Source organism: Cyanobium sp. BA20m-14 (genome assembly GCF_024346295.1).
In genome coordinates, this window is record NZ_JAGQCR010000117.1 from 1 (window position 1) to 9,739 (window position 9,739).

12 protein-coding genes are annotated in these 9,739 nt (G+C 66.1%); 7 read left to right on the forward strand and 5 right to left on the reverse strand.

Features of this window, described 5'->3' with window-relative positions; all coding sequences use genetic code 11:
- Positions 1-341 (forward strand): type II toxin-antitoxin system PemK/MazF family toxin (locus tag KBZ07_RS11470; protein WP_254931740.1); only part of this gene is annotated, 341 nt, incomplete at its 5' end.
- A gap of 118 nt (positions 342-459) precedes the next feature.
- The gene (locus KBZ07_RS11475) at positions 460-900 is read left to right on the forward strand and encodes a hypothetical protein (protein WP_254931741.1); all 441 of its coding nucleotides are present in this window, start codon (positions 460-462) and stop codon (positions 898-900) included.
- A 14-nt stretch (positions 901-914) separates the two neighbouring features.
- Here KBZ07_RS11475 and ychF read toward each other — a convergent pair whose 3' ends face one another.
- On the reverse strand, positions 915-2,006 hold the full coding sequence (gene ychF / locus KBZ07_RS11480; protein WP_254931742.1) for a redox-regulated ATPase YchF: 1,092 nt from the start codon (positions 2,004-2,006) through the stop codon (positions 915-917).
- A gap of 44 nt (positions 2,007-2,050) precedes the next feature.
- Between ychF and KBZ07_RS11485 the strand changes: the two genes are divergently transcribed.
- Positions 2,051-3,259, forward strand: a complete 1,209-nt coding sequence (locus tag KBZ07_RS11485) for an efflux RND transporter periplasmic adaptor subunit (RefSeq protein ID WP_254931743.1) — start codon at positions 2,051-2,053, stop codon at positions 3,257-3,259.
- On the opposite strand, the gene wecB is transcribed toward KBZ07_RS11485, so the two are convergent.
- A complete protein-coding gene (wecB, locus tag KBZ07_RS11490; RefSeq protein ID WP_396124039.1) occupies positions 3,256-4,386 on the reverse strand; it encodes a non-hydrolyzing UDP-N-acetylglucosamine 2-epimerase in 1,131 nt (376 codons plus the stop codon). The two genes, KBZ07_RS11485 and wecB, sit on opposite strands and share 4 nt — an antisense overlap.
- A gap of 119 nt (positions 4,387-4,505) precedes the next feature.
- Here wecB and KBZ07_RS11495 point away from each other — a divergent pair, with 119 nt between their 5' ends.
- On the forward strand, positions 4,506-5,657 hold the full coding sequence (locus KBZ07_RS11495) for a type IV pilus twitching motility protein PilT (RefSeq protein ID WP_254931745.1): 1,152 nt from the start codon (positions 4,506-4,508) through the stop codon (positions 5,655-5,657).
- A 32-nt stretch (positions 5,658-5,689) separates the two neighbouring features.
- Here KBZ07_RS11495 and KBZ07_RS11500 read toward each other — a convergent pair whose 3' ends face one another.
- Positions 5,690-5,929, reverse strand: coding sequence for a high light inducible protein (locus KBZ07_RS11500; RefSeq protein ID WP_396124040.1), 240 nt, complete (start codon positions 5,927-5,929; stop codon positions 5,690-5,692).
- Between the two features lie 44 nt (positions 5,930-5,973).
- On the reverse strand, positions 5,974-7,035 hold the full coding sequence (gene tsaD, locus KBZ07_RS11505) for a tRNA (adenosine(37)-N6)-threonylcarbamoyltransferase complex transferase subunit TsaD (protein WP_254931746.1): 1,062 nt from the start codon (positions 7,033-7,035) through the stop codon (positions 5,974-5,976).
- 61 nt (positions 7,036-7,096) lie between these two features.
- Between tsaD and KBZ07_RS11510 the strand changes: the two genes are divergently transcribed.
- Both KBZ07_RS11510 and psaJ read left to right on the forward strand, forming a co-directional pair.
- Positions 7,097-7,591: a Photosystem I reaction center subunit III gene (locus tag KBZ07_RS11510; RefSeq protein ID WP_254931747.1), complete on the forward strand. Its 495-nt coding sequence runs from the start codon at positions 7,097-7,099 to the stop codon at positions 7,589-7,591.
- A gap of 78 nt (positions 7,592-7,669) precedes the next feature.
- Entirely contained in the window at positions 7,670-7,786 is a 117-nt protein-coding gene (gene psaJ, locus KBZ07_RS11515; RefSeq protein WP_197148426.1) for a photosystem I reaction center subunit IX, read from the forward strand.
- A gap of 27 nt (positions 7,787-7,813) precedes the next feature.
- Here psaJ and gmk read toward each other — a convergent pair whose 3' ends face one another.
- Complete coding sequence (gene gmk, locus KBZ07_RS11520) at positions 7,814-8,377, reverse strand: guanylate kinase (RefSeq protein WP_396124041.1); 564 nt, start codon at positions 8,375-8,377, stop codon at positions 7,814-7,816.
- 59 nt (positions 8,378-8,436) lie between these two features.
- On the opposite strand from gmk, the gene KBZ07_RS11525 reads away from it, so the two are divergent.
- Positions 8,437-9,739 (forward strand): NFACT family protein (locus tag KBZ07_RS11525; protein ID WP_254931749.1); only part of this gene is annotated, 1,303 nt, incomplete at its 3' end.

Sequence of the window (9,739 nt, forward strand, 5' to 3'; positions counted from 1 at the left end):
TGACGGTGGCTCTACAACGGGGGCTGATCGTGACGGTTGCCACCTCTGGGGTGTACTCAGGCACGCCAAGACCAGCCGTCGTGGTGCAGGCCAATCGCTGGCTTCAAGGTCATCCAAGTGTCACGCTCTGTCCGCTGACCAGCACCCTGCTGGAGGCACCACTGGTGCGCATTCCCGTGAACCCCAGTGGCAGCAATGGCCTGCGCAAACCCTCACAGCTAATGGCCGAGAAGCTGTTCACAGTGCCCACAGCCGCTGTCGGTGCCATGGTTGGGATCCTGGAATCAGGAACCCTGGCCGAACTCGATCTAGCCCTGCGCAGCTGGCTGGAGCTGCCCTGAAATGAAGATGACGGTGGCGAGTTTCGGATTTTAGTCCTCCCGCTGGATATGGCGATGCGGACCACAGAGCAGAAGAGCGCCTCACCGGCCGCCAGACAGGATCAACGAGGCGTTCTGCATGGAAGGCACTGCCTTATTTTTCAGCCAGCCCAGGGGCGATGACCTATCCACCGCCCTACGCCTCTCCTTCGGTCGGGTCCTGGCCCCGGATGATCGCTCAGGTTACCTATTTGGTGAACTTCTCAACATCCGCGAGCTATCCAAGGTTTTCAGCGTGAATCTCAACTCCAAAGTCGCCCTGAGTGGCAGCGAAAACTTATTTGGAGTTGGCATGAGTGCAAACTGGCAATTTTCAAAAATATTTAGCTTGATACCAGAGGTCAATATTGCGGCATATGGTGGCGCCGAAAGCAACTACACCTTGGCGCTGCGGGCCTGCCCGAATCAGCGCCTTTGCGTTGACCTCTATGGAACCAACAGCCTGAGCCTGCAAGATGCCGGCCAGCTGCTAACCAGCGAGACACCAGTAGCCGGACTTAATCTCACCTGGAAGTACTAGTCTAATTCCACCCATTACACATTGAACAGAAACTCCATCACATCCCCTTCCGCCACGATGTAGTCCTTGCCCTCGGCCCGCAGCCAGCCCTTGTTGCGGGCTGCGGGCAGGGAGCCCGCCTCCAGCAGCTGCTGGGTGCCGATCGTCTGGGCGCGGATGAAGCCCCGCTCGAAATCGGTGTGGATCACGCCGGCGGCCTGGGGGGCGGTCATACCGGCCTGGATCGTCCAGGCCCGGGTTTCCTTTTCGCCGGTAGTGAAATAGGTGCGCAGGCCGAGCAGGGCATAGGTGGCCCGGATCAGGCTTTGCAGGCCGCCTTCCTCAACCCCCAGGCCCGCCAGGAATTCGGCGCGGTCCGCCTCGGGCAGCTCGATCAGCTCGGCCTCCACCTGGGCGCTGATGCGTACGGTGGCAGCCCCCTCCTGCTTGGCCACGGCGGCCAGCTCCTGGCAGTAGGCGTTGCCGCCGGCCAGGTCGTCTTCGCTCACGTTGGTGGCGTAGATGATCGGCTTGGCGGTAAGCAGCCCCAGGGGCTTGAGCAGCAGCGCCTCCTCGGCGCTGAGCGCCACATTGCGGGCCGCACCGCCGGCCTCCAGCTCGGCCTGCACCCGTTCAAGAACCCCATCTTCGGCCTGGGCCTCCTTGCTGGTGCGCGCCTGCTTCTTGAGCCGCTCGCGGCGTTTCTCCACCTGGGATAGGTCGGCCAGGCCCAGCTCCAGATTGATCACCTCGGCATCGCGGGCCGGGCCCACCGAACCACTCACATGGATCACGTCGTCGTTCTCGAAACAGCGCACTACGTGCACGATCGCGTCCACCTCGCGGATATTGGCCAGAAACTTGTTGCCCAGCCCCTCCCCCTGGCTGGCCCCCTTGACCAGGCCGGCGATATCCACAAACTCCACCTTGGTGGGGATGATCTCCTTGCTGGAGCTGAGGGCCGCCAACTGGTTGAGCCGGGGATCCGGCACCGAAACGATGCCCGAGTTGGGCTCGATCGTGCAGAAGGGATAGTTGGCGGCTTCGGCCTGGGCATTGGCCACCAGGGCGTTGAACAGGGTCGACTTACCGACGTTGGGCAGTCCGACGATTCCGGCTTTGAGCATTGCTGAAATCTACGGGCCGCAGGCGAGGGCTCCCAGCAGCGAAAATGGACGTCTCCGCCCCCAGGCTGATCCCCACCCTCACTCCGCCACCGGCAGTGTCCAGCCCATCGGCAGCGCCAAAGCCAATCTCCGGGCCCGGCCCAGGCCCAAGCAGGCCCTGGCAAAAGCAACGGCGCCTGTGGGCAGCGGCCGCTGCGGCGGTGGTGCTGGTGGCAGGCATCGCCGTGATCCAGCGCCAGCGCGGCCCGAGCAGCGCCAGCCTGGCTTCTTTCACCGTGCTTGCCGCCTCCGGCAACCTGCCGGGAGTGGTGAGTGTCAGTGGCGAGCTGGCAGCTGAAAAAAGGGTGAATGTGAGCCCCAAACGCCAGGGCGTGATCGAAGATCTCTATGTGGAGGAGGGCGACCAGGTGCGCCGCGGCCAGGCCCTGGCCCGCATGGATCGCGGTGACCTCGACGACCGCTTGGGGGAGCTCCAGTCGCAGTTGAACTCAGCCCAGGCCGAACTGGTGCGCAGCCGCAGCGAACTGGAGCGCAACGAGCGGCTCTATCGCCAGAACGCCATCAGCTTGAGTGACTACAACAGTGTGCGCAGCACCTTTCTGGTGGATCAAGCTGGCGTGCGCGCCGCTGGCCAACGGCTAGCAGCCCGCCGGGTGGAGCTGGCCGAGCTGGTGGTGCGGGCTCCTTTTACTGGCGTGATCAGCCAGCGCTTCGCCGATCCCGGTTCATTTGTGACCCCCACCACCACCGCCTCAGCCACCGCAGGCGCCACCAGCTCCTCGATCGTGGAACTCTCCCAGGGCCTGGAAGTGATTGCCAAGGTGCCCGAGAGCGACATCGGCAGGGTGCACATGGGCCAAAGCGCCACGGTGCGGGTGGATGCCTTTCCAGACCAGCGCTTCGAGGCCAAGGTGCTGCGGATCACACCAAGGGCCGTCAAGATCAACAACGTCACCTCCTTCGATGTGGTGCTGCGCCTGGTGGGTGAGCCGCCCGAGCTGCGGATCGGCATGACCGCCGACATCGGCTTCCGAACCGGCCAGGTGCGGGCCGAAACCCTGGTGCCCACCGTGGCGATCGTGACCGAATCGGGCCGCCCGGGGGTCCTGCTGGTGGGCAAGAAAAACCAGCCCACCTTCCAGCCGGTGGAGCTGGGCATCAGCAGCGGCAAGGACACCCAGATCATCTCGGGGCTCAAAAGCGGCACCCGGGTGTTCATCGACCTGCCGCCCTGGGCCAAGAAGCGCCCCTAGGGGCTTGTCGCCCGTTGCGCTGAGACCAGGAAGCTGCGGGCAGCCTCCACAATCCGCCCCGAAGCCTGGCCATCGCCGAAGGGGTTGTGGGCCCGGGCCATGGCCTCATAGGCCTCGGGGTTGTCGAGCAGGCGACTGGCCTCCGCCACCATGTCGCCGCTGTCGGTGCCAATCAGCCGGGCGGTGCCCGCCTCCACTGCCTCGGGCCGCTCGGTGGTGCGGCGCAGCACCAGCACCGGCTTGCCCAGCGATGGCGCCTCCTCCTGCAGACCGCCCGAATCGCTCATCACCAAGGTGGCGCCGCGCATGGCTGCCACCAGCTGGTCGTAGTCGAGCGGCTCCACCAGGAAGGCCCGCGGATGGTCGCCCAGCAGGGCCTGCAGCGGTTCGCGCACGGTGGGATTGCGGTGCAGGGGCAGCAACAGGGCGGTGTCCGGGTAGCGGTCCAGCAGCTCCCGGAAGCCGCGGCCAATCTCCTGCAGCCGCTCACCCCAATTTTCGCGCCGGTGCACCGTGGCCAGGATCACCCGCTGCCGCTCGAAATCCAGGCCGGGCAACTGGTAAGGCGGTGCCTGCTCGGCCATCAGCAGCAGGGCATCGATCACCGTATTGCCGGTCATCAGCACCGTGCCCACCACGCCGGAAGCCCGGCAGTTGGCCGCCGAGAGGGGGGTGGGGGCAAAGTGCAGCTGGGTTACCTGGGAGATCAGGCGGCGGTTGGCCTCCTCGGGGAAGGGGTCGAGCAGGTTGTCGGTGCGCAGCCCGGCCTCCACATGGCCCACCGGGATCTGCTCATAGAAGGCCGCCAGGGCAGAGGCGAAGGCCGTGGTGGTGTCGCCCTGCACCAGCACCAGATCGGGACGATGGCTGGCGAATTCCTGCTGCAGCCCCTGCAGGGCGCCGCAGGTGATATGGGTGAGGGTCTGCTTGGGCACCATCAGGTCCAGGTCGTGGTCGGCCGTCAGGCCAAACAGGGCCATCACCTGGCTCACCATTTCGCGGTGCTGACCGGTGAGCACCACCCGGGTGCGGAAATCCTCGGCCCGCTGGAACGCCCGGATCACCGGTGCCAGCTTGATGGCTTCCGGACGGGTGCCCAGCACGATCGTGACTAAGGGCTTAGACACCAAAGCTCTGCAGACTTACTGATCCTACGAAGGGCTAATCCTACGAAGGGCGCTGGTAAGAGATCTGGGGCTGACAGGCAGAAGCGCAGCCGCGAAGCTGGGGCAACGCCGCTGGGCCCATGAGCCAATCCCCCTTTCCCCCCTCGCCCTTCCCGGCCGCGCCCCCCTCACCGCCGGCCGCCAGCCGCCCCAGCTTCGAAAGCGTCAGCCAGCCAGACAACCTGGAGGGCATCGTGCGGATCGCCCACGAGCAGGGCTTCTCCGATGTGCACCTCGGCGTAGGTGAGGAACCCCGCTTCCGGGCCAGGGGGGAGATGGCCGGCACCGGCTGGCCGTGCACCGATGCGGCCCGCTTCAACGGCTGGATGCGGGAGATGCTCAGCCCCGCCGCCATCGATGGCTTCCAGCGCGATAAGGACTACGACGGCTCCCACGCCTTTCCCTTCGTGAGGGTGCGCATCAACCTAATGGATTCGTTGCGGGGGCCCGCGATGGTGCTGCGGCTGGTCCCCCAGAAGATCGCCAGCCTCGAAGATCTCAACCTGCCGCCGGTGCTACAGGAGCTCTGCCGCAGGCCCAAGGGAATGGTCCTAGTGAGCGGAGCCACCGGCTCTGGCAAGAGCACCACCATGGCGGCCATGGTCGATTGGATCAACAGCAACCAGAGCCGGCACATTCTCACGATTGAGGATCCGGTTGAATTCGTGCACGTCAGTCGTCGCTCCCTGATTCGCCAGCGGGAGGTGGGCCAGCACACCAAGCTGTTTGCGAAAGCGCTGCGGGCAGCCCTGCGGGAGGATCCGGATGTGATCCTGATCGGGGAGATTCGCGACCGGGAAACCCTGGCCACCGCCATCGAGGCCTCCCAGACCGGCCATCTGCTGTTTGCCACCCTCCACACCAACTCCGCCATCAAGACGGTGGAACGGATGCTGGGCATGTACCCGCCCAGCGAGCAGGAAAGCGTGCGTCGGGCCGTATCGGAGACCTTGCTGGGCGTCATCGCCCAGGGACTCGTAAAAACCAATGACGGCAAACGGGCCGCCTACCACGACATCCTGATCAACACCGATGCCTGCAAGGACTACATCCAGCGCGGCGAACTCGACGCCATCGAGCAAATAATGGGCCGCAGCGGCTTTGACGGGATGCAGACCGCCAACCAATCGCTCCAGATCCTGGTGGAGCAGGGCCGGGTCAACCCCGTGGACGCCATTGCCGAGAGTCCCAAAGCCAACGAGCTGGCCCAGGCACTGCGTGGTCGCTACTGAATATGCGGGGATATATGTGCAGGGATAGATAGTCAGCGGCTGGCCAGCCGGGCCACCACCAGAACTGACAGACCCACCGAGAGCCCAACCATCGCCAGGCGACCATTCCAGATTTCAGCTTGGGGAGTGAAACCGCGGCGCCAGGCATTCAGCTCGGTTGGCGGCACCTCTTCGCCAGCGACATGCACGGGCTCGCCATCTATTTGAACAGGGGAGTGGGACGTGGGAGCAGGACGCTCCAGGGGATCGCTCTCGCCGTCGAGGGGGGTCATGGCGCCGCACCGATCCGCTGGATTACCAGCCTACGGGCATTGCATTAAAAGCATCCAGGGTGTTCATAGAGCCGATCTGCCTGCTCCAGCGGCATTCGGGCCCCGACCCCCAGCTCCAGGGAGCTGGTCTGACCGGCCGCCAGCCGCTGGGCAGCCGCCAGGCCGATCATGGCTGCGTTGTCGGTGCAGTAGGCCAGCGGCGCCACCCGCCAGGCCAGGCCATCCCGCCGGCAGCGCTGCTCCAGCAGGGCCCGCAGCCGCCTGTTGGCTGCCACTCCCCCAACCAACACCAGGGTTTCAAGTCCCTGATCCCGGGCGCAGCGGCAACTCCGCTCCACCAATACCTCCGCCACCACCTGCTCGAAGCTGGCCGCCAGATCGGCCAGGGGCAGGGGCTCAGCGGGCCTGGCCTGCTCCAGGGCCCGGACCTGGCGCAACATCGCCGTCTTGAGGCCACTGAAACTGAAGTCGTAGGGGTAGTAGCCCCCCTCCGGGCGAGACACCCGGCCCTTGGGCAGGGCAAAGCGGCTGGGATCGCCCTCCCGGCCAGCGACCTCGATCGCCGGACCGCCCGGATAGGCCAGGCCCAGCAGCCGGGCCACCTTGTCAAAAGCCTCTCCGGCCGCATCGTCATGGCTGCGGCCCAGGCGCAGATAGCGGCCGGGGCCATCGACCCGCAGCAGTTCGGTGTGGCCACCACTGACCAGCAGCACCAGGTAGGGGCCGGGCGGCAGTGGCTCCCCCAGCTGCACCGAGCAGAGGTGGCCCTCCAGATGGTGCACGGCCACAAAGGGCTTGGCATAGAGGCGAGCCAGGGTGCGACCTGTCACCGACGCCACCAGCAGGGCCCCCACCAGGCCGGGGGCAACGGTGGCGGCAATGCCGTCGAGGTCGGCCAGGGCGACATCGCTTTCAAGGCACACCTGGGCGATCAGCTGGGGCAAGGCCTCCACATGGCGACGGGAGGCGATTTCGGGCACCACCCCCCCCCAGCGGGCATGTTCTTCCACCTGGGAAGCCAGGGCACTGGCCAGCAGCGTCCGGTCGCGCACAATCGCTGCCGCCGACTCGTCACAACTTGTTTCGAGGGCAAGAACCGTGGGCATCTGACCTGGGGAGCTCCCGTACTGTCCGTGGGTGACATCCTGCCCCGCGGCCCCGCGTCTGATGCGCCGTTTTCTCTCCCCCAGACTCTTCGCAGTCCTGCTCTCAGCCTTCCTGTTGGTGGGCTTTGCCCCCATGGCCCACGCGGACGTGGCAGGCCTGACCCCCTGCTCCGAAAGCGCCCGCTTTCAACAGCGCGCAGCCACAGCCAAAACTGACCAGGCCAAGGCCCGTTTTGCCATGTATAGCCAGGCCGTTTGCGGTGCCGATGGCCTGCCCCACCTGATCGTTGACGGTCGCTGGAGCCACGCCGGCGACTTCATGATCCCTGGCATTGCCTTCCTCTACATAGCCGGTTGCATCGGCTGGGCTGGTCGCAACTACCTCCGGGCGATCCGGGGCGACAAGGACGCCACCATGAAGGAGATCCAGATCGATCTGCCCCTGGCCTTCAAGAGCACCCTGGCCGCCGCCACCTGGCCCCTCGCAGCCTTTGGCGAACTCACCAGCGGCAAGCTGCTGGAATCCGACGACAAGGTCACGGTTTCTCCTCGCTGAGCGGATTTCGCCCCTCTTACCGGTTTCGCCTCGCTGAGCAACTTCTAACTGCGACCCGTCCCGTCCTGAATTTCGACCATGAAAAAATTCCTCACCACCGCTCCGGTTTTTGCCGCCGTCTGGTTCACCATTACGGCCGGCATCTTGATCGAGTTCAACCGCTTCTTCCCCGACCTGCTCTTCCATCCGCTCTGACCGCGCCCTAGCCGCTCAGACAGCGCCCTAGCCGTTCAAGCCCATCAGCTGCTCCAACTGGGCAATGGCCTCTTCCAGGTTGCCGTTCAGCAGCCTGGCGTCGAATTCCGGGGCCGCCGCCAGTTCAATGCGGGCCCGCGCCAGGCGGCGAGCGATTGAGTCCTCACTGTCACTGCCGCGGCCCCGGATGCGGCGTTCGAGCTCCTCGAAGCTAGGCGGCTCCACGAAAATCTGGAATCCGGCGGCAAAGCTCCTGCGCACCTGCCGGGCCCCCTCCAGCTCAATTTCCAGCAGCACGGGCCGGCCAGCTGCAAGTTGGGCCTCCACCGGCTGACGGGGGGTGCCGTAGAGGTTGCCGGCAAATTCAGCCCACTCCAGGAAGCCCGCCCCGGCCACTTGCCGCTCAAAGGCATCCCTACTCAGGAAAAAATAGTGCTCGCCATCCACCTCGCCGCCCCGGGGGGCCCGGGTGGTGGCCGAGATGGAGAGCCAGATCTCTGGGTGCCGCTCCAACAATCCCTTCACCAGGGTGCCCTTGCCAACCCCACTGGGGCCGGTGATCAGGGTGAGGCGACCGGGCAGGGCGCTCATGGCAGACATCAGCTCTGGCCTGCAGAGTAGAAGCCAGCCTCGATGCCCCTGCCCTGCCCATGGCCCCCTCTCGCCTGCAGGCAGTGGACGTGACGACCCTGCGGGCGCTACTGGCTGAATGGCGGCCCCTGCTGCTGCCCAGCCGCTTCGAGAAGGCCCAACAATCCAGCCCCCACACCCTGCAACTCAGCCTGCGCAGCCTCAGCGGGCCCCACTGGCTCGAGCTCAGCTGGCAGGCGGAAGCGGCCCGTCTGCACACGATCCCGGCGCCGCCACGCCAGGGCGATGGCAGCACCCTGGCCCAGCAACTGCAGCATGGGCTGCGGGGGCTGGCCCTGGTGGAAATTCTCCAGCAGGGCTGGGAGCGGGTGGTGGAGCTTGGCTTCGCCCGGCGCCCTGGCGAGCCCGTGCTGGGCTGGCTGGTGGTGGAACTGATGGGGCGCCACAGCAACCTGCTGCTGCTGGATGGCGAGCGCCAGGTGGTGGCTCTGGCCCGCCAAGTGAAACCAAAGCAATCGCGCCTGCGGCCAATCGGCACGGGTGATCCATACCAGCCCCCGCCGCCCCTGGCCGGCGAGCCCCCGCGGCTCGAGGAGAGCTTCCAGAGCTGGCAGAGACGGCTGAGCCTGGTGCCCCTGCCGCTGCAGCATGCCCTGCGGGACGCCTACCAGGGAATGAGCCCGGCCTTGCTGCGCCAGCTACTGCCGCCGGGCTGGGGGGAGCTCGAGGTGGGCGGGCTCAGCCCAGCCCAATGGCAGCAGCTTTGGCAGCTCTGGCGCCAGTGGCTCGACGCCGTGGCAGAGGAGCAGTTCTGCTGGCAAATCGAGCCGCAGGGCTACCGCTGCTGGGGCAAACCGTGCCCGCAGGAGCCCCTGGGGATCAACCGGGGCCTGGCCACCTATTTCAGCGAGCAGCTGGAGGCCAGCGCCCTGCTGCACCAGCGCCAGCAACTGCGCCACCGGCTCGAGACTGTCGCCGCCAAGGAAACCCGTCAGGCCCGGGAACAGGAGGCCTTGCTCGCGGCAGTTGCCGAGGCCGACGTCCTGCAGCATCAGGCCGACGCCCTCCTCAGCCAGATCCAACCCAGCCGCCAGTGCATCGACGCAGCCCAGAAGCTCTACAAAACCGCCCGCAAACGCCGCCGCTCCGTGACGGCGATCACCCCGCGGCTGGAGCTGCACCACCAGCGGCTGGCCTGGTTGGAGGCGAGCCTCACCTATCTCGATCAGGCCGAAAGCCTCAACCAGGTGCTGGGCCTGACCGCTGACCTAGAAACCCTGGGCGGTTTACCTTGGCAGGGCAGTGGGTCTGGGCGCAGCGTGCCCCGCCGGGCCCGGCGGGGCGCAGCGGTAGATGGCGTGC

What these genes read in the sequence shown, in the direction of transcription:
- gmk (WP_396124041.1), bottom strand. Translation starts at nt 8,377, where the DNA reads ATGAGCGCCCTGCCCGGTCGCCTCACCCTGATCACCGGCCCCAGTGGG.
- KBZ07_RS11500 (WP_396124040.1), bottom strand. Translation starts at nt 5,929, where the DNA reads ATGACCCCCCTCGACGGCGAGAGCGATCCCCTGGAGCGTCCTGCTCCC.
- KBZ07_RS11475 (WP_254931741.1), top strand. Translation starts at nt 460, where the DNA reads ATGGAAGGCACTGCCTTATTTTTCAGCCAGCCCAGGGGCGATGACCTA.
- KBZ07_RS11485 (WP_254931743.1), top strand. Translation starts at nt 2,051, where the DNA reads ATGGACGTCTCCGCCCCCAGGCTGATCCCCACCCTCACTCCGCCACCG.
- psaJ (WP_197148426.1), top strand. Translation starts at nt 7,670, where the DNA reads ATGAAAAAATTCCTCACCACCGCTCCGGTTTTTGCCGCCGTCTGGTTC.
- tsaD (WP_254931746.1), bottom strand. Translation starts at nt 7,035, where the DNA reads ATGCCCACGGTTCTTGCCCTCGAAACAAGTTGTGACGAGTCGGCGGCA.
- KBZ07_RS11495 (WP_254931745.1), top strand. Translation starts at nt 4,506, where the DNA reads ATGAGCCAATCCCCCTTTCCCCCCTCGCCCTTCCCGGCCGCGCCCCCC.
- KBZ07_RS11510 (WP_254931747.1), top strand. Translation starts at nt 7,097, where the DNA reads ATGCGCCGTTTTCTCTCCCCCAGACTCTTCGCAGTCCTGCTCTCAGCC.
- ychF (WP_254931742.1), bottom strand. Translation starts at nt 2,006, where the DNA reads ATGCTCAAAGCCGGAATCGTCGGACTGCCCAACGTCGGTAAGTCGACC.